The sequence below is a fragment of the Aciduliprofundum sp. MAR08-339 genome (assembly GCF_000327505.1).
In the GTDB taxonomy this organism is placed as follows: domain Archaea; phylum Thermoplasmatota; class Thermoplasmata; order Thermoplasmatales; family Aciduliprofundaceae; genus Aciduliprofundum.
Map to the genome: position 1 here is coordinate 1234932 of NC_019942.1, position 22622 is coordinate 1257553.

Here is a 22622-nt window from a genome sequence, read left to right on the forward strand (position 1 = left end):
AATTTTAAAATACTGCCGTTCAGTCTCATCTTGTATGGAACTGAAAATCTACGATGGTGCAGATGAGATAGGTGGATCAAAAATCTACGTTAGGGAAGGTAAGCATGGTTTATTTCTTGATTTCGGGCTCAACTTCAATGTGAACAACCTATATTTCAAAGAGTTCCTTTCAACGCGCCCCACAAGGGGGCTCAACGATCCACTGGAGATGGGACTCTTACCAAGAATAAAGGCTTACAGGGAGGATCTGATACCCTCAGATGTATCCATTGAAAATTTTGAAAACATACCTGTGGAGGCAGTACTTTTAAGCCATGCACATATGGACCACTACGGCATGATTGGGTACCTTAATTTTTCCATACCTCTGGTTGCATCCCCTGAAACTTTGGCCATAATAAAGGCCTATCAGGATGCGGGTAGATCAGAAATTGGCACATCGGTTATATACTCCCACATAAGGGAACAGAAGAATGATGGGCCAATGCCCATGCTGGAAAATAGGGCAAAGAGCACGAGAAATACGAAAGACAGGAGCAAAATGAAGGAGAAGTTAAAGAAATACATGAAACTGAGGCCCATAATCCCAACAGATCAACTCTCAAAGGATGAAAAGGAATTTCTGTATCTGCAGAAATTTGGGGAGGGGGGAAGGGAATACTTTGAGGAGGAGATGAAAATAGAAAATCTGGATTCACTGCATTTCAATGTTAAGGCGTATCCTGTGGACCACTCTATATATGGTTCTACGGGCTATATCGTTGAGATTGACTCAAAAAAGATCGTGTACACTGGCGACCTAAGGTTGCATGGTGAGCGTGGAAATCTCACAATGGAGTTTGCACATAAGGCAAAGGGAAGTGATGTTCTCATAATAGAGGGAACCCGGGTATCCGATGATAGAGAGCACAACTTCACAACAGAAAAGGATGTGTACGAGAATTGCCTCAACGCAATGTCTCAGGAGAGAGGCCTGATCATTGCTGATTTTTCAGCCAGGAACTTTGAAAGACTCAACAGTTTTGCCCGCATGGCCGGAGAGATTGGAAGGAAACTCGTGGTTACGGACAAGGATGCGTATGCCATAAGTGCTCTAGCATCTGTGGGCACGAGAATTGCAACTGAAAATCTGCTTATATACGATAAGCCCAAGGAGCGCATCAACTGGACAGAGGGTATCTTAAAGGAGGAATTTGGCTGGGAAGACAGGTACGTTGGTCCATTGGATATAAGGAAGAATCCAGAGCTGTATGTACTTGCGTTCTCTCTTTACGATTTTACCAATCTGATGGATATAAAACCCGATGGAGGCCTGTATTTGTACTCTTCCACAGAGGCGTTCACCGAGGAGATGGAACTTGATTTTTACACTCTTGGACACTGGCTCAAGAGGTACAATATGAGGAGTGTGGGATTTAGAATTGAAGAAAACAGGGTAAAATTTGAACGGGGTTATCATGCCTCGGGTCATGCCAGTGGGGAGGAACTGAGAAAGATAATATGGATTGTGGATCCAGATGTTGTTGTGCCTGTACACACCACAAATCCGTCATGGTTCGTCAGAGAATTCGGAGATATAACGAAAATTTTGAAGGATGGGCAATCAATGAATCTCTAATCTCTCTAGCAGGTCCGCTAGGGTTCTACCCTTCTTTGTGAGATGAAGGGTATCACCACGCATCTCAATATGCCCGCATTTTTTGAAGTAAGTTATTATTTTATCCGGATTCTCTGCATCTTTTTTTATTCTTCTCTCAAACTCTTCCAGGGAGAGGCCATTTTTAAGAGTTATCAGATAACTTTCCCATGAGCGACGCTCTACACTTTCAAAATGCATCACCGGCAGTTTTTCTATGTTTCTCTCCGCATGGTACACATCAACGAATAAAGAATTTGAATTTCGTGAACTCAGGTATCTGTAGAGTTCTTTGCTGTGCACCACAGACATCAATGAGAGATAGAGTGCCAGAGAACCAAGTTTGTGACCACAACTAACATTTACCTTCAACTCCACGGACTCTTTCTTCACATGGGATTTCAAGAGATCATAGAGCACATCGTACATCGTGGAATAGGAGTTCTGATAATCGTTTAGGTTCACCTTTAAGAATTTGAAATCTTCTATTTTTGAAAGCAAATCTCTGTAAATCTCACTCTCCTCAGGGGTGAGCAGGGCTGCTCTGGTTTCAAGTTCATCACGATGGTAATCGGAGAACACGATTCCTCTATCATACTCCCCTGCAAAGTTCATAGCTTCAGTGAATTTTCTAACCTCTTCCATATTTAGCTTCACCCGAATATCCTCACCATAGTCGTACATTGTCAAGGTGGATATAAATACCCTCATTGAGCATTACCCCCCCAAGAAGAGGTATGCAGCATTGTTCGCAATTATAATTTTCTCCCGACCATTTTTGCTCTCATTTATGAGATTTGCCTTTATCAGTTTGTTCTTTGCATCTGAAAGTGTGGAATACCGGGATCCAAGGGCTCTTTTTATATCCTTCATAGAGGCTTTTCCACCGTACTTCTCAACCAGTGTTGTAAGAAATTTCATGGTTGTGGAATCCTTATCATGGATACGGATAAGACTATTTGAATCAGTTATCAAATTAATTGGCAAACGCAGGATCTTGGTTTCTCCGTTTTCAGTTGCCATATAAACCACAGGCACTCCGAGAACGGCCGCTCTTAACGCTAGCGAAAAAGCCATAATCTTCGTACCACCAGTTATATTGGCCACAGAATCCTCCGTAAGGTATCTGTCAACGGCCTGAATACACTCATAAAAATTCATTGGATCTCTGACATGTACTTCAATCACATTATCCAACTCCTCTCTTACCTTGTCCAGTGCCTTTTTAATCTCCATTTCCTCATTCTCATCCACATAACCATAAATAACCACGTTTTCATCAGGTTTGAGAACCTTGGCAGTCTCTATCACCACCTTTGCGGTCCATCCAAGTGTTGAAATTAATCTCATTTTCATCTCCAAAGGTAAAGAACACTCAAATGATAAATTATTTTCTCCGAAGTTTTATGGTAAAAATAAAAAAAAGAAAATTAAAAGCCATATTGAACGCTTATGATATCCACATGGCTATCATCGTAGATCTCCTGGGGCGCAACACCCCACAGGTACTTCCAGCTGAAACCGGGGTGCTCATCAATGTCTATTCCCGCAACGTAGTATCCTGCCCAGGCAAGCTCAGAACAATAGTACTTGCCATTATCTATCTCCTTGTGCCACCAAGCATAGTCGTAGGGGTCTCCCAATTTGGATAGCATAAATGCAAGGGCTTCCTCCTTCACCTTCTCTGTGGTCATAACTCTCCCTATGGCAATTTCAGGATATCTGTGATCTATCACACTCAGAGGGCGCAGATGGACTCCATCTGCATAGGCTTCTATGAACCACCCAGTGCCATTACTGTCCCAGCCAACAAAAATCATCACATGCGTCCAGTGTCCAGGGATTATCCATGCCACAGAGGGGGAGTATCCGAAAATTATATCTCCCGGCTCTAACATAGAAAAATCATAATGTTCGTTGTACGTGTTTCCTCCAAGGGATGATGCAAATGCTGTACCCTGTATGGAAACCATGGTAATCAGCACAAACAGGGATACAAACTTTCCTATTTTCATATTACCACTCACTAAGCAATACTTCATTCTGATATTTAAATTTATCCACCCTCCAAATTTTGGGGCAAGTATTTAAACTCCAAAGGAGGTTATAAAAACGCAAAATGAGGAAAATAAAGGGTTTGAGAATGGTGGAAAGGGTGCGAATCCTTCCACCCGCGCTACCACACCAGCGCCGCCGGCAGGATTCGAACCTGCGACCTGCCGGTTTCTGCGGCCCTTTTGGGGTAAAGCCCTTTTTTAAAGGGCTTCTTAACAGCCGGCCGCTCCAGCCTACTAAGCTACGGCGGCACAATCCAGTGTAATAGAAAGGAATATTTAAACTTTAACCTCACTTAAAATAGGGCTCCCTGCGGAGTATGGCCTCTTTGAATATTTCCAATAATTCATCATCCGAAGCTCCATTTCTCAACGGACCAAGTATATCCACCAGGTTATCGTTCCTCAGGAGACAGGGCTTGAGTTTTCCATCACTGGTTAATCTTATCCTCGTGCAGTACATGCAAAATGTGCTGTTGTGCATGGGCCTCACAATTTCAACCTCTGCCATCCTGGATCCGAATTTGAACCTGAATCTCTTTCTCCGATGCAACTCGTTGTAGTTTATCTCATCCGCTACCTTTTCAAGGTGCTCCTCTATAAATTTGGGATTAACATGGTATTTCTTAAAAAATTGGGTGTTCTCCCTCTCCACCGGCGTTTCAAGCTCAATGATCTGGAGTATTGCACCCGTTTCCGCAGAGAACTCTATCATTCTCTCTATCTCATCCTCATTTATTCCTCTCAGGAGAACCATGTTCAGCTTCACGGGATTCAATCCCGCATCTATGGCAGCATGCACCCCATCCATGGCATCCTTCAGATCTCCATTTCTCGTTATCTTTCTGTACTTCTCAGGGTCAAGCGTGTCCAGGCTTATGTTAACCCTCATCAACCCAGCATCTTTAAGATCCTGAGCGTACTTGGAAAGAAGGGTCCCGTTGGTGGTCAGAGACACATCCCTATCCATGAGTGGCGCGGCCCTTGCAACAATATCCACAATATCCTCCCTCATCAGTGGCTCTCCTCCAGTGAACTTAACCTTCCTTATATCAAGAGCCCTTGCTATCTTTAAAATCCTTTCAACTTCCTCAGGAGCCATCTCATTCCTGTGCCTGTGCCATTCCCCCTCCCTGTGACAGTAAAAACAGTTAAGATTGCACCTCTCCGTAAGTGATACCCTTATGCTTTTCACCGGCCTTCCAAATCTATCCTTCACGATGTACCTAATAGAGCATAACGATAAAAAAGTTTTGAAAAATAAAAAGAGAGATCATTCCTTCTTCAGATGGACATCCACCTGTGGGAACGGTATCTCTATGCCCTCTTTTCCATAGGCCTCGTATATTGCCTTGGTTATCTCTCCCTTGACCGTCCAATAGTTTTCTGTCTTGGCCCATGGCCTCAACTGCAGGTTTATGGATGAATCTGCCAGTTCCGTAATGGCAACCGATGGTTCTGGATTCTTTAATACGAGTTCGTGGTTCTTCATAATATCCATGGCAATCTTGACAGCCTTATCCAGATCCGTACCGTATGCTACGCCCACATTCACATCCACACGTCTTATGTCCATTTTTGTGTAATTCACCATTGGACTTCCCCAGACACTCTTGTTAGGGATTGTTATAACAGTGTTGTCAGGCGCGAGCATGGTGGTTGACATTATACCTATGTGTTTTACGCTTCCCGTGAATCCCTGGACGGATACAACATCGTTCTTATCAAATGGCCTTGTAAGTGCGATCCAGAACCCGCTAGCCATGTTCGTTATGGTATCCTGCAATCCAAAGCCCAACATCAAGCCCAAGATGGCTGATAGACCCAGAACGATGGCATTCATGTCGTATCCAAGCGCTGTCACTGCAAGCAAGAACACCAGTATATAGAGAACTATGGCCGTCACTCTCACGAGAAATTCAGCCAGAATCTCTGGGAGCGGTGTTCTCTTGAAACTCTTTTTAAGAGCCCAGATAACTATCTTTACGACAATAAAGCCCACAATAAGTACAACGAAGAACCATATTATTTGCATCACTGAAAATCCAATGTAGGGCAGTGGTTTTTCTAAATCAAATCCTCCTGTAGCCATTTTTGGTCACCCTTTATATATGCGATTTCCCATATTTAATGCTTTCTTGATGCTTTCAGCAACTTATTTAATTATCCTGCATATTCTCGCCCATGGGCTACATACATGTTTACACAGGCAATGGTAAGGGCAAAACCACCGCTGCCTTCGGTCTGGCCATGCGTGCTGCCGGACGCGGTAAAAGAGTATGCATAATACAGTTCATGAAGCCCGATAAAGGTTACGGTGAGCAGGTTTCTGCCAGAAAACTAGGGATTGAGGTTTATCCCTTTGGAACCAACAGGTTTGTAAACAAGAAAAATCCCGCAAAGGAGGATGTGGAGAGGGCACAGAATGCCCTGGAGTTTGCCAGAAAGAAGATGAAAGAAGGTTATGATGTCCTTATTTTAGATGAGATCAACGTGGCCATAGACTTCAACCTGATATCCATGAAAGACGTTATGGAGATGCTCCAAGAAGTGCCAGAGAGAACAGAGGTTGTGCTCACTGGAAGATACGCAAGGGAAGAAATAATAGAGAGGGCAGATCTCGTTACGGAGATGAGAGAAGTAAAACATTATTATAGGATTGGCGTCATGGCTAGGGAAGGAATAGAGTATTGAGGTGATAAATATGAAGGACATACTTCAAGAGTTGGTTAACAAATTCAATTCCAAGGAGGATCCCAGAAAGGATAAAATTAGGGATCTGGAAAGAAGCATAGTGATAAGATTCAAGGATAACGGAGTGTACCATATGTACCTTAAAGACGCGAAACTCTCCGATGTGGAAGAGGGCGATATTGATGCAGATATAGTCGTTGAAACCGATGCAAAGACGTTTCAGGACATACTTGATAAGAAGGAGGATGCCCTTACGGCATACATAACGAAGAAAATAAAGATAAAGGCAAAGTTGATGGACAAACTCCTCCTATCAGACCTCCTAAAATAGCCAGTTGTCATACATCAGGTCCAAGAATGGATAATATTGGAGACTTTTGTCATAAAAAGTCATACATTTATTTTGATTTTTCTGAAAAGATGGGTGAAATTCAAATTTTCTAAAAACATTTTGTCATAAAAATATTAAAATTTTATGCAATAATGAAAAACTTTATATATTCTTTTGTACATATCTTCCATACCAACAAGGGCAAAGGGTGTATGAATGAATGGAACAAGGTTAACAATAAGGCTCTCGGACGTGGAATTGGATGAAATTGATGATTTTATGGCAAGGCACCCCGAATACAGGAGCAGATCAGAGTTCATAAGAACTGCGCTTATGGAGTACATAAAGATGGCTGACAGAGGCCTCCTCAAGGACAAGGGCATGAAGGTTGAGATGGAGGACAGAATACTTGATGTACTTGAGGAGTACGTGGATTACAAGTACTTCAGGGATATGGGGGATCTCATAACCTATGTGTTGAGAATTCTGGTATCCAATGGGGAACTTGCCAACATACTGAAATCATACACCCGGGGCATATCCTCTTTACGATTACAGGAGGAAGAGAAGAACCCTTTGCCCCCTAGGTGATTTGCCAGAAGGTGATGGGAATGCGCGATATTGAAAGCGTTAGAAAGAATGTGGAAGAGCTGCTTATGGATGAATTCGGCATAAGACCAGATGTGCGAGTGTTTGCCTTTGGCGGGGGTGCCGGCAGGATAGTGTCATACATTGCCGAGAAGAAGATAGAGGGTACAAGGATCATAGCGATAAATACCGATGAAAAGGGATTGGAAAGTGTGACCGCAGACAAAAAGATGCTTCTTGGAAAAGATGTGCTTGGGGAGCACAAGGATGCAAACGGGGAAGTGAAGGTGGGGGAGTACATAATAAATAGAAACCGCGCCTGGATCATAGAGGAGGCCAGTAATGCGGATGTCATAGTTCTTCTTGCCTCATTGGGTGGAGGTACTGGAACCGGTGGGATCGTGGAAACAGCAAGAATATTGAAAGAGAGGTTCAACAAGCCCATAGTTGCCATAACAGTACTTCCCTTCAGCATTGAGGGAAAGAGAAGAGAGATTGCAATGCATGCGGTGCAGGAACTCAAGAACCTTGTAACGAAACAAATAGTTCTGGATAGCGATCTGCTCCTCAACACTCCTAGATTAAAGGTTGAAGATGCATACAGAACACTGTACGATGAGATATCAAATTTTGTGGCAAAAATTGCGAATGTTACAAGAAGGGAGATTGAAAAGAAATTCAGGGAGATATACCTGAGCGATATGAATGCCGTGGTTGAAGAGGTATACAATAATATTCTTGTGGCAGCGTAATTTTTATATTTTTATATTTTTTTGTTTTTGATAGTTTCCAGAGCGAAGGGCGTAGGGCTTTTCTGTCGGAGAACTGAGACGTATGAAACATATCTGGGCGTATTTATCACCAACCTTCAATTCAATCTCCCTGGTTGCAAAGGAGCCCATGGTCAGTATGCCCTCAAACCCGGCATCCACAAGTCCAAAGGAAGCAAGAACCCCCCGCCTGGCCCATCTACTTTTCAGCCACAGCTGTGCAACATAACCCTCTCCAAGTTTTATGTACTCCTCTGAACCAACCAGAAAATGGGTTAGAGGAGGAATTCTAAATTTTCCATTTTTTATGTAAACATCCAACTCGGGAATTTTGATCTCACCCACCGTTAAATCGTATCCATTGGGAGTTAGATTTTCCTCCTTGAAATTCTCAATGCTTATCTCTCCCATCTCAATGGCTTTTAGAATATCTCCATCTGAAAGCATAGAGGCACATGCACAACGCTCTTAAAATATTTTCAAGAGAAAGGATTTAATATAAAAATCCCATAGGAATGGAAGATGGCCACACCCCTTATGAGACAGTACCACAAAATAAAGGCGAAGTACAGAGATGCCATACTGTTTTTCCGTGTTGGAGATTTTTACGAGACCTTTGAAGAGGACGCAAAAATCGTATCAAAGGAACTAAATATAGTGCTCACACGAAGAAGCAAGGAAGAGCCAGTGCCAATGGCCGGCATACCCCATCACGCCTTGGATGCATACCTTTCCAGACTTGTTAAAAAAGGGTACAGGGTGGCCATCTGCGAGCAGTTGGAAGACCCGAAGAAGGCCAAGGGTCTGGTGAAGAGGGATGTGATACGGATAGTCACCCCAGGAACCCTCATAGAGGATACTCTCCTCACATACGATAACAATTTCCTGCTCTCAGTGTATAGGAAGGAGGAGACCTATGGATTCGCAGCTCTGGATATATCCACAGGAGAGTTCTTTGCAGGTGAATTGGATTTTTACGGAATTAATGGTGAGATTCTCCGCCTGAGCCCCGCGGAGATCATATCCAATGTTGAACTTAAGGTGGATGTTCCCCAGAAAATCATGCCTGAGGAGTACTATTCTGATTACGAGTCCCTGCTCAAGGACCATTTCAAAGTTGCAGAGATTGAGGGATTTGGAATTGGAAAATACGGGCTGAAGGCTGCAGCAGCCGCATTGAAATATGCCAAGGAGAACACCATGTCAGAATTGAAGAATATAACCTCCCTCCAGGGCTATTTTCGCGATAGATTCCTAATTTTAGATTCCACCACCCTGAAAAACCTGGAAGTTTTCAAGAATTTCTTGGGGGAGGAGAGATACACGCTCTTTTTCACCATAAACGCGTGCGTAACCCCAATGGGTTCAAGGCTTCTTAAGAGATGGATGCAGAGACCCTTGAAGAATGTGGATGAGATAGAAAAAAGGCAGGATGCTGTGGAAGAACTGACCAAGAAGCAAATGATGCTCGAATCAATAAGGGATGTACTATCCCACATAAAGGATCTGGAGCGTATAAAGACCAGAATCTCGCTTGGAAGGGCGAGGCCCAAGGATTTGATAGCGTTAAAGGAGGGGCTCAAGTATGCCCAGGATCTGAAGATGAATTTTGAATCTAAAATTTTGAGAGAAGAAAGTGAAAAAATTGAAGGATTGGGAAAAATTGTGGATTTAATTGAAAGGAGCATTGCCGGAGATTATCCCATAGGAGATGGGGTGATAAAAAGGGGATACAGCAGGGAACTTGACAGCCTTAGAGATCTTACGCTCCACGCACAGGACCTCATAGGGAAAATGGAGGAGAGGGAGAGGAGGAGAACAGGCATAAAGAGTTTGAAAATTGGATACAACGACGTGATGGGTTATTACATTGAGGTGAGCAAGGCAAATCTTAGCAAGGTTCCGGATCACTACAAGAGGAAACAGACACTGAAGAATTCAGAAAGATTCATAACCGATGAATTGAAGGATTTGGAGTACAGAATTCTTAGTGCAAAGGAAAAAATAAATGATATTGAGCAGGCACTCTACGAAGAAATAATAGAAAAATTGAAAGGGGAAACCTCCAGAATTGCAAGAGTTGCAGAGGCCATCGCGCATATTGATACGATACAGAGCCTTGCAAAAGTCGCTCTAGAGTGGAATTACACAAGGCCCATTGTGGATGAGAGTATGGACATAGCAATCAAGAACGGCAGACATCCTGTTGTTGAAAGGTACACAGATTTTGTTCCAAACGATACAAATATCAGTGGTGAGGCGAGATTCATAATGCTCACTGGTCCAAATATGGCAGGAAAGAGCACCTATATGAGACAGGTGGCTCTTATCACCATACTCGCACAGATGGGCTCCTTCGTGCCTGCGGACTATGCAAAAATAGGTGTTGTGGACAGAATATATACCAGGGTGGGGGCAAGCGATGATATAACCAGGGGTAGGAGCACCTTCATGATGGAAATGGTAGAACTTGCAAATATTCTAAACACTGCAACGGAACGTTCTCTGATTCTCCTTGATGAGATAGGACGTGGAACGAGCACCTACGATGGTTTGGCCATAGCCTGGAGCATAACGGAGCATATCCACAACAAAATCAAGGCAAGAACAATATTTGCAACCCATTACCATCATCTTATTGAGCTTGAAAATGTACTTGAAAATGTGAGAAATTACCACATAGCGGTGAAGGAAACTCCAGACGGCCTTGTATTCGTGCGTAAGGTTATGCCTGGGGGTATGAGCAAGAGTTATGGAATTGAAGTGGCAAAACTTGCAGGAGTACCGGAAGATGTTGTAAAAAGAGCCAAGAACGTTCTGGAAATGATTGAAGAGGAAAAAGTGATTGAGGTACGCAGAGGAAGAAGAATCGTACAAACAATGCTGTTTGGCAATTCCAATTGCGATGAAATTCTGGAAGAGCTAAAGAATCTGGACATTATGAATATGACCCCTCTCGAGGCCCTGAATAAATTGAATGAACTGAAAAACAGGGCATCAAAACTAAAATGAGTTATCAGAAAATTTCATATACAAAATTCCTATTTGGCCCTTATCCCAGATTGCCCATGGAATAATGAGCGAAAGGGATATATATTGGTTGCTCATTAAGGGCTTTGCAAGGCAGCCAAATAAGGCGCCAGATGTGAAAAATGAGCATCTGGGTTCCATGGCTGCTTAAATGTGCTGATTCAATGGGGATTTGAGAAAAACTTCCCGTTTGGGAATGGATCTCTCAAATCCGACGCTCGATAGGTGTGCAGACTGCGGTCTGTCGTCGTATACTCTCCAAGCATAAGGGATCAACTCCGGTTGATCCTGCCGGAGGCCACTGCTATCGGGCTCCGACTAAGCCATGCGAGTTTAGGGGCTCCTTCGGGAGCACCGGCGGACTGCTCAGTAACACGTGGACAACCTACCCTCGGGTGGGGGATAACCTCGGGAAACTGAGGCTAATACCCCATAGGCCTCGGATACTGGAAGGTTCCGAGACCGAAAGCTCCGGCGCCCGAGGATGGGTCTGCGGCCTATCAGGTAGTTGGTGGTGTAAAGGACCACCAAGCCTACGACGGGTACGGGCCCTGAGAGGGGAAGCCCGGAGATGGACTCTGAGACACGAGTCCAGGCCCTACGGGGCGCAGCAGGCGCGAAACCTTCGCAATGCGCGAAAGCGCGACGAGGGGAGCCCGAGTGCCCTTCCTTTCGGGAGGGCTTTTCTGGAGCCTAAAAAGCTCCAGGAATAAGGGCTGGGCAAGACGGGTGCCAGCCGCCGCGGTAATACCCGCAGCTCGAGTGGTGGCCACTATTATTGAGCCTAAAGCGTCCGTAGCCGGACCCGTAAATCCCTGGGTAAATCCTGGCGCTCAACGTCAGGAATTCCGGGGAGACTGCGGGTCTTGGGACCGGGAGAGGCCGGAGGTACTCCCGGGGTAGGGGTAAAATCCTGTAATCCCGGGGGGACCACCTGTGGCGAAAGCGTCCGGCTTGAACGGCTCCGACGGTGAGGGACGAAGGCCAGGGGAGCAAACCGGATTAGATACCCGGGTAGTCCTGGCTGTAAACGCTGCCCGCTTGGTGTTGTCGGTCTTTCGGGGGCCGGCAGTGCCGGAGCGAAGGTGTTAAGCGGGCCGCTTGGGGAGTACGGCCGCAAGGCTGAAACTTAAAGGAATTGGCGGGAGAGCACTGCAACGGGAGGAGCGTGCGGTTTAATTGGATTCAACGCCGGAAAACTCACCGGGGGCGACCGGCACATGTGGGCCAGGCTGACGACCTTGCCCGAATAAGAGCCGGAGAGGTGGTGCATGGCCATCGTCAGCTCGTACCGTAGGGCGTTCACTTAAGTGTGATAACGAGCGAGACCCCCGTCCCCAGTTGCTACCTGTCCCTCCGGGGGCAGAGCACACTGGGGAGACCGCTGGCGCTAAGCCAGAGGAAGGTGGGGTCAACGGTAGGTCAGTACGCCCCGAATCCCCCGGGCTACACGCGCGCTACAAAGGGCGGGACAATGGGTTGCGACCCCGAAAGGGGGAGCTAATCCTGAAACCCGTCCGTAGTTCAGATCGAGGGCTGTAACTCGCCCTCGTGAAGCTGGATTCCGTAGTAATCGCGCCTCAACATGGCGCGGTGAATGCGCCCCTGCTCTTTGCACACACCGCCCGTCAAACCATCCGAGTTGGCTCTAGGTGAGGCTCTGTTCTCTGGGCAGGGTCGAACCTGGGGTCAGCGAGGAGGGTTAAGTCGTAACAAGGTATCCGTAGGGGAACCTGCGGATGGATCACCTCCTAAGTTCGACAGACCGCAGGCACATAACCTATCGAGCACCCCTATGCTCTTTTTGAGTAATTACCGCGAAAAATTAATAAACCCAACATTCGTGCATGTTTTATGGTACATAAGCTCAAAATTGCTCTAAAAATATACTCTACAATTTTGCTTCTGTGCAAGATAGGAATTATTGCCATAATCCTGCTTGCCATTTTATCATTTGCATCTGAAAACGTGACCCTTGAAGGCGTAGGGCAACCATTTTTGACATTCAATGGAGAGGAGGCCATCATACATGTACCCGTAACAATAAAAAACTACGGAATGTACTCTATAGACAATATATCCGTCAGGTACACATTGAGAAATAGCACCACAACACTATTAACTAGAGACGAGAGAATAGGAAATATAGAAACCTCAAGCATAGACACCTTCTCCATACCTGTAAAAATAAACCTGCTCAAATTATATAATGAGGAGTATCCATCGCTCTATCACTTTAAACATGCGGATATGTTCTATGCAAACATAACCATATCTCTCCAATACATGCTAAACTGGGTTCATGTATCTGTAAACTCGCTGTACAAGTTCAGGTGGGTACCTCCCATTGAAGAGGTTAAAGTGTATGCCCCGGAGAATATGAACGCCTCCTCGGGAATGATAAAATTTGAAATACCTTACAGCATTAAAACTGCGGGATACCTCTCAGGTCTTGCTTCGGTATACGGCCATGTTTTGGTAGGCCATTCTTCTTGCGGTTCATTCAATGGAAGTGCTCAGCTGGGAGAGTACTACCGTGGTACATTGAAAATGGAAGTACTCAGCAATTACACCAAAACATTACTCACAAAATCCCAGCATTTAACTTTACAGGGTAATATTTCCATATTCGGACTCAAAGTTCCTTTCACCGAAAAATATTATTGGGGCGCACCCCTGTCCAATCTCACCTACAAGATATTTCCAAACGAAACATTGTACTATTCATTTACAGATAAATCACCTTTCAAACTCTCCATGAAGGTTACCAAGATATTCTATTATGAAGGTAATGAGGTCTCAAAAAGTGTATCCTCATTTTCAGTCTTCCCCAATCAAGAGGTAAGGAGATATGAAAAAATTGAGATAACCCAACCGGTAGATGAGATGAGAATCATATTCTACGACACCAATACCCATCTCACATATCAAGAGGTGATTCATATATGAAAAACAAAAAATATCTTGTGGCCTCCGTTCTCAGGGCCATTTTGAGACTACTTATTCTCATAGTTATACCGATAATCCTGGTAAAATACATGAGAGAGTATTTTTCATACCTTGGTATCAGCATATCAAGCTACGGTTTAATCATATTGATCACAGGCATTCTGTATATCCTGTTTAAATTCTTGGAGGAGATATGGGAGGATCCAAGATACAAGATGGCCTTTGGCCTTGGTGCATTGTTTTCCATTCTACTGTGGGCATATTATCTTCTTAACAGAGGATATTTCTCACTCCACATAGATAAAATAAATATTACGGTAAGCTACCAGTATGTTCTCACAATATTTCTCGTGCTTGTGGCTTTGAGATTTCCGGAAATAATTATGAAGTACTATTTAGAACTACAAAGGTATGACCAGAGGAAAAAATCACAGAATCCTGCTGCTGAATCCTCCTAACATTAACGGGAATGGGCGCCATAGGACACATCTGCGCTCCATGTTCCCAGTAACTCCCTATCAACCAGAGATGCTCCCCTGGTTGTATTCCATTCTCCAAAAGATACGGTAAGTTACGGGAGGCATTTATATCGAATCCATTACGGGCCACAAGGCCCAGTTTATCGTCGGTGGCTATGCTTGTATTGAAATGCTCTTTGATCCACTCTGCAGCATGCATCTCATCAGGATATATAAAATATGACACACCAAAAGCCTCCTGGGTATGGTATGCAAGGGGTGTGGTTGTGGCAAGCACTATGAACACTATGACAAAAGAGAGTAGTTTTTTCCTTGTTTTGAATGTTGCTGTGGCAAGAGCAGTGTGCGTGCCAGGATCAAGAAAATCATAGGTGCGACTAACTGTATCATAGGTAGCCGGATCAAATCCCTGGAGCATAAAGAAGAGTATCATCTGTATTGGAGCCATAAGAGTGGAGATGTACCGTTTCCTTTCTCCATATCTAGCAGTGCTAAGAATATAGATTCCAGAAGATATAATTGGGATTATCAACACATAGCCAAAGGTATAGAGGAACGTGGTTGTGTTGAACAACATCGTACGGGAGAACACAGGAAAGAAGAAATATGCAAAATAAAGAAGCATTGGGATGATTGAAATCAAAATCACCCACCTATTATTCACCCTTCTGAAATTGCTTTTCAAAACCCTAAATCCTACCAGGGAAAGCAGAACAAATAAAGATACAAACAACCATAGGTGCCCTGAAGGTGATAGGTTATTAACCCTATTGAAATCTGTCAGAGAGTAATAAAGGGTAAGATACATCCAAAGAACGAGCAATACCGCTGGCCACAGATAATCAATTCTCTCCATAATCTCGTGTTTTCTGTACTTTTCGTATAGTGTGAAAATCTCGGAGTAGGAGAGCATCATATAGGTTAAAAGTGCCACATAATGGTGCGTGAGGGGAAGTATAGCAAGGAGGAAAATGGCAACTGCATTTCTCTTCCTGTAAGTATAAAGAGCAAAGGGCATCAGAGCGAACCCTACAGCCTCCTTCCACACAAGGGCTGTTTGGAGCACGTATGTTCCGCTAATTGCAAAAAACGCAGCGGTCATAATGGCTATTTCATCTTTTCCGGTTATTTTCTTGCTAAAAAGGTACCATCCAATCACGGAAATGGAGGTTATGAATGGAAAAATCAAGGGGATCAGATGCATGACGGGAACTCCCACAAGTTGGGATAGAGCACCGCTAAGTGCATTAAAAAGAATTGTCACGGGAGTGTGATGATTGTTGTAACTCACACCGCTCGGAAATCCCAGATTTCCATGGGTTGCAATAAACTGGGAAGCCCTTGAATCAAGTAGAGCGTCCACATTGTAAGGAACAGGGGTGATGAAAACAGGGTACATTCTAACAACAACCGCCAGAATATAAATCAGAATCAGTGCGATCCACTTGCCTTTCATTGGAATACCTCCTTTAAATCCACCTCCCTCTCACCCGTTTCCCCAGAAAATAGATGCACAACCTTGGAAGATAGAACGTTCTTAAACACAACTGCCATCGTCAAGATGGCAAATCCTAGTCCTATGATAAGATTCAGAGAGATCAGTTGTATATTCGTTGATATGATTAATCTGTGCCCAAATGCTCTTAGAACCTCAAAATACTGAAGAATGAATAGCATAATATAACCCACAACTATTCCGAATAGAATGGGCAAGAATATGTAATAAAAGCTATCCTTCAAAGCGAATTTCAGGATCTGTGAGTTTGTCGCGCCTATTGCCCGAAGCACCGCTATATTCCTCTCCTTTAGTGCCTTAAGAAGGGATGAGTACATTCCAAGAATAACAAGAACCATTCCAACTCCTATTAAAGAGTATATAAGAATTATGAAGTTACCCTCAGATATCTGAAATCCCTTGTATATCACTTCCTTTCCACCCGTAACATTTAGATTCTTGTCGTACCTTAAAAGTAGATCAATTGGAAGTTTTTCCACGTAGGGATTTGAAACTCTTATGGTAACAGTTTCATTACCCACCACAATCTTGTGTATCCCCTCTGAAAGATATGGAATCTTGAGAATTAAACCCTGTGTTTCATAGGGTATGAGAGTTAGATTTATGAGGTAATAAGGAGAATTATCCAGGTATACCATGGTGGAATATTTCCCACTATTTGGCCCATTGATTATTTCTATGTTTATGATACCACGCTGGTTGGTATTTATATTGGAATTTTCAACCTGTACCTTTACGTTGACATGAGTTATTCCTACAACATCCAGTGTAACATTCATACGTGCTATGTTTCCATTCAGATCCTCTGCATATATGGTGACATTGTGGATTCCAATGGATAACTGGGAGAAATGCACGACTATCGTTCCATTTTCCGATTCTCCCCTAACCATCCCATCACAGGTCCACCACATTTTTCTTAGTCCCACATTATCAAAGGCACGGAAAATTGCACTTTTATTGTTTGAAATGATATTATAGGTTTTTCCAAGGATTACTGGGGGGATCCTCTCTCCGGTGTTGTTTATGATGATCGTAACATAGGTTGAATTTACATTTCCAGAATAATCCGCTGCCACCAATTTTCCAACATACCTTCCAGGCGGTATGAAATGCACGGTGTCATTTAAGATCTCCATTGTTTTTATCTCAATTCTATTTCCTGAATTTCTGAAAATCTTTCCAAATATGGATAGCGTTGCATACTTTATACCCACGTCATCCCACAGAGTCACATTGGTGGTGTTTCCGCTCCAGATACGTATGTACGTGTCATTGATCTTCGGAGGAATATTATCCATTACAAACATTTTAAAAGGAGAGATTGCAACATTCCCATTCACATCTGCTGCATATATTTCCACCGTCACAAATCCGTAACCAAGTTTTTCAGCCCTTACACTTATATTATTAGAATCTGCGGATGCAACAGTGCGATTAAATACTATCACACTTATTCTTTTCACACCCACATTGTCATAGGCTGTGAAATTTATATAATCCGTGGCGTTGCATACTGAAACACTTGGAAGAATTATTACAGGAGGAATTTTCTCTCCGGTATTGTTTATTTCAATCCTAACCTCAGAGTTGTTCTTGTTATTGAATATGTCCTCTGCATATATTTTTGCGATGTATACTCCTGGTGAAACAAACTCAACGGAGTTGTTGAGAATCTCCATTGTTGGAATCTTCACTTCCCTTGTGCCATTGAACCACTTCCCAAATATGAAAACGGAGAGTTTTTTCATCAAAGTATTATCCTTGGCCCTGATAACAATATCCTCCCCACTCCATATTTTTGTTTTCACAACCTCTATTTTTGGTGGAACCATATCAGTGAAATTCTTGATTATGATCAGGGGAAAACTTCTCTTATTTCCGTAGATGTCCTGAGCATAAATATAGCCCTTGTAGAAACCATCTGGCACCTGGGATGAGTTTATCCATACGGTGAAATTTTCCACGCTGAGATTTTCATAAAGCTCAATTGGTGTACCGTTCACATAAACCTTAACATCCTCTATCAGAGTATTATCAAAAATCCTCATTTTGTAAGATTGCTTTCCCCCATTGAAATTTAAAATTCCACTTCCCAGAACTATTGGAGGGAGCTTTTCTCCAGTATTGTTTATTATCACCTCAAAATAAGTTTCATTCACATTTCCCGCCGCATCTCTTGCTGTAGCTATACCCTCATAGATTCCCTCTGGCATAAAATAAACTTCACCGTTTCTTATCTCCATAGTGGGAATATCCACTTCCCCCATATTCGGGGGAGATGAGTAGTATGTTCTGTTAAAAATCTGCACGGTCAAATTTGTAACTCCAAGATCATCATAGGCCTTAACCTCTACGGGTATACCGCTCCATATTCTAATACTTACTGGATCTTTTCCAAGTAGATTGCATCTCACAGTGGAAGTTCTCTGGGTACCTCCAACTATGATCTCAGGTTTCTGGGTATCAGAGGAATGAATAACCCTTGGGTTCACAACAATTTTCAAAGTTCTATTGACAACATTTTTGGCAAATATCTCCAGATTTAGTCTGCTCTCTTTCCCACTAATTTTTATTGGTATATTTACTGTGTAATTGAACAGATAAAAATCAAAGGTGTAGTTTCTGAGCGTATATATGACACGGTCATCTAACCTCACAGACAAATTTTGAAACGGAACCTCACTCCAGAGCGTGATGTTGTAAGTGGTATTGAAATAAACAGGGGTAAAGTCACTGAAGGGTACATTTGCGAAAATTTGAGAGTTATTGTAAATATGAACAATTAACGTTTCATTGCCCATAAACCACCCTCTTACCACATTGATGGAGAGAACGTGATTACCGGATATGGAGTAAAGAGGGATTGAAGAGTTCGTATTCCTGATTAGACCATTATCAAGAGAATAGAATATCCTCGTTCCATTCGATGCGTTTATCTCAATGCTTTCCCCTCTTTTAACAAAGACCACATTTCCCATGGGGGAAGGTGTTATATTGGCAAGTGCGCTAAGATTCTCCCTTTTAAATACCTCCACTACCAGATTTCTGCTTTCAAATCCGGGTTTGTAGAACGATAAATTGTACCTTCCAACGAAGGGAAACGTGATATTTGCAGAGTAGTTTATACGATAGATTTTCATATACTGCCCGTTAGAAACCTCGAGGGTGGCGTTGGTTATTTTCCTGTCATTCCTTGTTAGAAAAACGTAGTTTGTGGAAGTGTTCACATATGTCAGGGTTTTACCCCTTATAACAACGGGATTTTTCACAACCAAGATTTGAGAGAAAGAAGGGTAATAAAGAACATCGTTTTTGACCGCCACATCTATTTTTTGCTGCCCTGGAATATAGGCTGTAAGTGTAACATTGAAAGTTGCAGACCCTGAAACATATATATCTCTTTCGAAACTTTGATTCTCAAAATTCAGGTAAAAACTGCACATCCCCTCCTCAGATCCCATATTCTTTATTGTAACTGTGGCATTAAACTTGTTGTAGGAGTAAACTTGAGATACTGAGGTTACATTGACGGTGAATTTTGGATAATCCGGATTCAATAGTTCCTTCGTTTTTTCCAAATCATCGGTTTTAAAACGTATTATAGATACCTGATTATCCTTCAAGCCGGCGAGTTTCTGGGCTGTTGGGAGAGAGACCAGAATCTCATCATCAGCGCTGCTCCCAGTTTTGAATACTCCTGTTATATTTATTATTGCAAATGAAGATTGAAAAGAACCGTAGACACTCAATTTTTCCCCAATGCTAAGGTGCAGAAACTTAAAAATTTTCGCCCCCGCAAGGGCACCATCCACGTTTTTTGGCATGCTACCCATTACTATCTTTCCATCCTCTATGCTCAGAAAATTTTTGAATTCCACACCCCTCAAGGTCACAGGCTGATTTTTTATGGTGGTGAAAAGAAAGATCTCAGGGCTCACGGCCGTTATGTAGGATGTGTTTTCCAGACCGTACGCAAGTGCCAAATTCAGATTGCTTCTCAGAGGATTCCTGTCGTGGGAGGATGTGAGTACATACACGTTTTTGTTACCCATTATTTCCTGGGGCATAAGGTACATTGAATTTAAAGATACAAAGATGGACGTGAAAAGCATCATAAGAATTATAACTGGCACGATAATTGATTTTTTTATTATCACAGAGCCCCCCTCCTCATTCCCTCCAGTATTCCCGTTCCAACTGCCCTTCTTATGGGATGAATGGATGCAAGAGTGGCTCCAACCACGGTGAGCAGGAGGTTTATTAGAAACATTGTGGATGGAATGGATATACTGAGAGAACTGAGCAATCCGGAAAACTGGAGAATTGTTGGAAGCATGTAGGATAGGACTATCCCAAAGGAGAGGCCTACAATCATTCCGGCTGCACCTATATACAGAGATCTCAGAAAATATATTGCAGATATGTTATGAGATGTGGATCCCAAAGCCCGTATTATGGCTATTTTCCTTATGTTTTCACTTATCTCCATTTCAAGCAGTGCGTTTATGAAAAAATATATGGCCACAACAGAAATCAAGGATAAAAGAACCAAATCTACGTAGGTTTCCTCCGCGCTTTTGTAATAAAAATCTCCAAGTTTTATCATTGACTGTGTTATTAAGCCATCCACCTCCAGATACTTATCCGTGATAATAAAATTGGGCTCCTTTTGAAACTCTCTGGCAACCGTATAGTTTATAACTCCCCAGTAATCCGGAAAAAATTCAAACCTCATAGTTCTCAGAACCTTTAATTTCAGTGTCTCATCTTTAATTGTGACACCCACATCACCTCTTTTGTGAAAGTACTCTCCCAAGATTATTGACCCAGGATTGCATCCATACGCCCACCCAAGCACATTATGTGGATCGTATATCCCCACAACATAGGTGCTCAAATTTCCGATTCTGGCCGGAATGAGGTACACATAGGCGCCAATAGCCCCCTTATGGTTCACACGACTATTGAGGAGATTTTTGGATGAAGAAATTATGTAATATTGTGAATGAAATCTCTCAACAAGTTCCCTGTTGCTCACTTCAAAACTGTAGGCAATGGTATAGGTTGATGTAATGAACATTATCACAATGGCTATTGCAAGAATGGTTATTTTTGAGCGTTTTCTTATCGAAATAACATACCTCAACGGAGCAATCATTCCAGTCCAGTAAAAACTATATATGCTTATTAAATTTACTGTGCGTGGTGTATCTGAACGTATCAAACGTATCAAAAACATATGGGAGTTATATGGTTCTCAGAAGGGTGAATTTAAACGTTGATAGGGGATATATTGTGATGATAAAAGGACAGTCAGGTGTTGGAAAAACCACTCTGCTCAATATAATTTCAGGTCTGGAAATTCCCGATGAAGGAAGTGTAAAGATAGAAAACATTGAAATAACAAAATTAAGTGAGAATGAGCGGGCAAAATTCAGGCTTCAAAGGATAGGAATAATCTTTCAGTCCACAAATTTGATAGATGATCTAACGGTAATGGAGAACGTAGCACTTCCTCTAAAACTGGCCGGTAAGAGATGGAAAGAGCGAGTGGAAGATTTGTTGGAATATTTCGGCATAAAGGAAAAAATGCATTCCTTTCCCTCATCTTTGAGTGGGGGAGAGATGCAGCGTGTGGCCATTGCAAGGGCTCTTGCCAATGATCCTGAACTGTTGATAGCTGATGAACCCACATCAAATCTGGACGATGAAAACACGGAAAACATTGTGGAACTTATGAAAAAAATAAATAAGGAATTGGGGGTCACAATAATACTGGCTACCCACGATCCCAGATTGGAGAAACTGAATGCAAGGAAATACATTATGAAAGAGGGAAGTCTGTATGAAGGATAAGAACCTCGTGGCCCTGCTTACCGTTTTATTTTTCCTCACATATTTCTTGCCGTGGTGGATCACCAAACTCATATCTCTCGGATTCATCCTTTTCTTTGCCCCGGGATTTTTCACCATAAGGATTTACAAGGACCTGGACACCGAGGAACTTGTTCTAATATCACCCCCTTTGAGTTTGGGGATAAGTGGTTTGATTGCCGTGGTTCTTGCCGCCTTGTCCATCCTTACTCCATACACCATGCTCATCACCGTTGGGGCATACCTGTGCATTGCATACGCACTCTCATCAGGAGGGGAAATAAAGAGAATAAAATGGGAAAAACCTTCAAAATTTGTTTCTGCCGTAATAATACTTTCAATTCTTCTTATCACAGTATGGGGATACTCAGAGTTCACCGCATCACCCAGGCATGAAGTGGACATTTCCATAGAATCCTGGCCCCATAATGTAACTGTTGGGAAAAACGTGAGTTTTGAACTAATGGTGAAAAACTGGAACTACGGTGATTCGGATTTAAAGATCATTTTCAAATTAAATAACATCAATATAGGTACCGTTCACTTCCATCTTTCAAACGGACAGGAGAAAGAAATAAAATTTGAAACAAATTCCACCGTTACGGGAAAAAATCTAGCTTCGTTTGACGTGTACGTTAATGGTCATCTTTACACGAATGTTCATGTTTACTTTATGGTAAAACCCAAAAAATAGTTAC

The 22622-nt window shown here is 42.7% G+C and carries 19 protein-coding genes, 1 tRNA gene and 1 rRNA gene; 11 read left to right on the forward strand and 10 right to left on the reverse strand.

From position 1 onward, the window contains the following. The first annotated feature begins 34 nt into the window (after positions 1-34). A complete protein-coding gene (locus ACIM339_RS06615; protein ID WP_015283840.1) occupies positions 35-1618 on the forward strand; it encodes an MBL fold hydrolase in 1584 nt (527 codons plus the stop codon). On the opposite strand, the gene ACIM339_RS06620 is transcribed toward ACIM339_RS06615, so the two are convergent. From ACIM339_RS06620 to ACIM339_RS06645, 6 genes are all read right to left on the reverse strand, one after another. After that, the gene (locus tag ACIM339_RS06620; protein WP_015283841.1) at positions 1604-2347 is read right to left on the reverse strand and encodes a hypothetical protein; all 744 of its coding nucleotides are present in this window, start codon (positions 2345-2347) and stop codon (positions 1604-1606) included. The two genes, ACIM339_RS06615 and ACIM339_RS06620, sit on opposite strands and share 15 nt — an antisense overlap. Before the next feature lie 6 nt (positions 2348-2353). After that, on the reverse strand, positions 2354-2992 hold the full coding sequence (locus tag ACIM339_RS06625; protein ID WP_337954318.1) for a holliday junction resolvasome, helicase subunit: 639 nt from the start codon (positions 2990-2992) through the stop codon (positions 2354-2356). Between the two features lie 74 nt (positions 2993-3066). Further along, complete coding sequence (locus ACIM339_RS06630) at positions 3067-3651, reverse strand: YiiX/YebB-like N1pC/P60 family cysteine hydrolase (protein WP_015283843.1); 585 nt, start codon at positions 3649-3651, stop codon at positions 3067-3069. A 173-nt stretch (positions 3652-3824) separates the two neighbouring features. Then, positions 3825-3942, reverse strand: a tRNA-Asn gene (locus ACIM339_RS06635). A gap of 40 nt (positions 3943-3982) precedes the next feature. Then, entirely contained in the window at positions 3983-4912 is a 930-nt protein-coding gene (gene moaA / locus ACIM339_RS06640; RefSeq protein WP_048103863.1) for a GTP 3',8-cyclase MoaA, read from the reverse strand. A gap of 51 nt (positions 4913-4963) precedes the next feature. Continuing rightward, on the reverse strand, positions 4964-5782 hold the full coding sequence (locus ACIM339_RS06645; RefSeq protein ID WP_015283845.1) for a mechanosensitive ion channel family protein: 819 nt from the start codon (positions 5780-5782) through the stop codon (positions 4964-4966). A gap of 92 nt (positions 5783-5874) precedes the next feature. Here ACIM339_RS06645 and cobO point away from each other — a divergent pair, with 92 nt between their 5' ends. The 4 genes from cobO (at position 5875) to ACIM339_RS06665 (ending at position 8055) form a co-directional block, all read left to right on the forward strand. Next, positions 5875-6384 (forward strand): cob(I)yrinic acid a,c-diamide adenosyltransferase, encoded by a 510-nt coding sequence (cobO, locus tag ACIM339_RS06650; protein ID WP_015283846.1) that lies wholly within the window; start codon positions 5875-5877, stop codon positions 6382-6384. A 10-nt stretch (positions 6385-6394) separates the two neighbouring features. Continuing rightward, positions 6395-6715 (forward strand): SCP2 sterol-binding domain-containing protein, encoded by a 321-nt coding sequence (locus tag ACIM339_RS06655; RefSeq protein ID WP_015283847.1) that lies wholly within the window; start codon positions 6395-6397, stop codon positions 6713-6715. 216 nt (positions 6716-6931) lie between these two features. Beyond that, a complete protein-coding gene (locus ACIM339_RS06660) occupies positions 6932-7306 on the forward strand; it encodes a ribbon-helix-helix domain-containing protein (RefSeq protein WP_015283848.1) in 375 nt (124 codons plus the stop codon). 20 nt (positions 7307-7326) lie between these two features. Further along, positions 7327-8055, forward strand: a complete 729-nt coding sequence (locus tag ACIM339_RS06665) for a cell division GTPase (protein WP_015283849.1) — start codon at positions 7327-7329, stop codon at positions 8053-8055. Between the two features lie 3 nt (positions 8056-8058). On the opposite strand, the gene dcd is transcribed toward ACIM339_RS06665, so the two are convergent. Next, complete coding sequence (gene dcd, locus ACIM339_RS06670) at positions 8059-8520, reverse strand: dCTP deaminase (RefSeq protein ID WP_015283850.1); 462 nt, start codon at positions 8518-8520, stop codon at positions 8059-8061. Between the two features lie 75 nt (positions 8521-8595). On the opposite strand from dcd, the gene mutS reads away from it, so the two are divergent. From mutS to ACIM339_RS06690, 4 genes are all read left to right on the forward strand, one after another. Further along, positions 8596-11085: a DNA mismatch repair protein MutS gene (gene mutS, locus ACIM339_RS06675; protein WP_015283851.1), complete on the forward strand. Its 2490-nt coding sequence runs from the start codon at positions 8596-8598 to the stop codon at positions 11083-11085. A 293-nt stretch (positions 11086-11378) separates the two neighbouring features. Further along, positions 11379-12856, forward strand: a 16S ribosomal RNA gene (locus tag ACIM339_RS06680). 101 nt (positions 12857-12957) lie between these two features. Next, positions 12958-14052, forward strand: a complete 1095-nt coding sequence (locus tag ACIM339_RS06685) for a hypothetical protein (protein ID WP_015283852.1) — start codon at positions 12958-12960, stop codon at positions 14050-14052. Continuing rightward, positions 14049-14510 (forward strand): hypothetical protein, encoded by a 462-nt coding sequence (locus ACIM339_RS06690; protein ID WP_015283853.1) that lies wholly within the window; start codon positions 14049-14051, stop codon positions 14508-14510. The genes ACIM339_RS06685 and ACIM339_RS06690 overlap by 4 nt, the downstream gene beginning before the upstream one ends. On the opposite strand, the gene ACIM339_RS06695 is transcribed toward ACIM339_RS06690, so the two are convergent. Genes ACIM339_RS06695 through ACIM339_RS06705 form a run of 3 tightly spaced genes read right to left on the reverse strand, consistent with a single transcriptional unit; the run spans position 14434 to position 21208 of the window. After that, positions 14434-15987, reverse strand: a complete 1554-nt coding sequence (locus tag ACIM339_RS06695) for a hypothetical protein (protein ID WP_015283854.1) — start codon at positions 15985-15987, stop codon at positions 14434-14436. The two genes, ACIM339_RS06690 and ACIM339_RS06695, sit on opposite strands and share 77 nt — an antisense overlap. Then, on the reverse strand, positions 15984-20207 hold the full coding sequence (locus ACIM339_RS06700; protein ID WP_015283855.1) for an FtsX-like permease family protein: 4224 nt from the start codon (positions 20205-20207) through the stop codon (positions 15984-15986). Before ACIM339_RS06700 ends, ACIM339_RS06695 begins: the two co-directional genes overlap by 4 nt. Then, entirely contained in the window at positions 20204-21208 is a 1005-nt protein-coding gene (locus ACIM339_RS06705) for an FtsX-like permease family protein (protein WP_015283856.1), read from the reverse strand. The genes ACIM339_RS06700 and ACIM339_RS06705 overlap by 4 nt, the downstream gene beginning before the upstream one ends. A gap of 44 nt (positions 21209-21252) precedes the next feature. Here ACIM339_RS06705 and ACIM339_RS06710 point away from each other — a divergent pair, with 44 nt between their 5' ends. After that, positions 21253-21906 (forward strand): ABC transporter ATP-binding protein, encoded by a 654-nt coding sequence (locus ACIM339_RS06710; RefSeq protein ID WP_337954319.1) that lies wholly within the window; start codon positions 21253-21255, stop codon positions 21904-21906. After that, positions 21896-22618 carry a hypothetical protein gene (locus tag ACIM339_RS06715; RefSeq protein ID WP_015283858.1) on the forward strand — a complete coding sequence of 241 codons (723 nt, stop codon included), beginning with the start codon at positions 21896-21898 and terminating at the stop codon, positions 22616-22618. The genes ACIM339_RS06710 and ACIM339_RS06715 overlap by 11 nt, the downstream gene beginning before the upstream one ends. The last annotated feature ends 4 nt before the right edge of the window (positions 22619-22622 follow it).

Bases quoted from the DNA above. Each gene is read 5' to 3' on its own strand.
- ACIM339_RS06655 (WP_015283847.1), top strand. From the start codon at position 6,395: ATGAAGGACATACTTCAAGAGTTGGTTAACAAATTCAATTCCAAGGAG.
- ACIM339_RS06615 (WP_015283840.1), top strand. From the start codon at position 35: ATGGAACTGAAAATCTACGATGGTGCAGATGAGATAGGTGGATCAAAA.
- ACIM339_RS06705 (WP_015283856.1), bottom strand. From the start codon at position 21,208: ATGATTGCTCCGTTGAGGTATGTTATTTCGATAAGAAAACGCTCAAAA.
- ACIM339_RS06630 (WP_015283843.1), bottom strand. From the start codon at position 3,651: ATGAAAATAGGAAAGTTTGTATCCCTGTTTGTGCTGATTACCATGGTT.
- dcd (WP_015283850.1), bottom strand. From the start codon at position 8,520: ATGCTTTCAGATGGAGATATTCTAAAAGCCATTGAGATGGGAGAGATA.
- ACIM339_RS06690 (WP_015283853.1), top strand. From the start codon at position 14,049: ATGAAAAACAAAAAATATCTTGTGGCCTCCGTTCTCAGGGCCATTTTG.
- ACIM339_RS06645 (WP_015283845.1), bottom strand. From the start codon at position 5,782: ATGGCTACAGGAGGATTTGATTTAGAAAAACCACTGCCCTACATTGGA.
- mutS (WP_015283851.1), top strand. From the start codon at position 8,596: ATGGCCACACCCCTTATGAGACAGTACCACAAAATAAAGGCGAAGTAC.
- ACIM339_RS06620 (WP_015283841.1), bottom strand. From the start codon at position 2,347: ATGAGGGTATTTATATCCACCTTGACAATGTACGACTATGGTGAGGAT.
- ACIM339_RS06625 (WP_337954318.1), bottom strand. From the start codon at position 2,992: ATGAAAATGAGATTAATTTCAACACTTGGATGGACCGCAAAGGTGGTG.
- ACIM339_RS06685 (WP_015283852.1), top strand. From the start codon at position 12,958: ATGGTACATAAGCTCAAAATTGCTCTAAAAATATACTCTACAATTTTG.
- ACIM339_RS06660 (WP_015283848.1), top strand. From the start codon at position 6,932: ATGAATGGAACAAGGTTAACAATAAGGCTCTCGGACGTGGAATTGGAT.
- ACIM339_RS06715 (WP_015283858.1), top strand. From the start codon at position 21,896: ATGAAGGATAAGAACCTCGTGGCCCTGCTTACCGTTTTATTTTTCCTC.
- ACIM339_RS06695 (WP_015283854.1), bottom strand. From the start codon at position 15,987: ATGAAAGGCAAGTGGATCGCACTGATTCTGATTTATATTCTGGCGGTT.
- ACIM339_RS06665 (WP_015283849.1), top strand. From the start codon at position 7,327: ATGCGCGATATTGAAAGCGTTAGAAAGAATGTGGAAGAGCTGCTTATG.
- cobO (WP_015283846.1), top strand. From the start codon at position 5,875: ATGGGCTACATACATGTTTACACAGGCAATGGTAAGGGCAAAACCACC.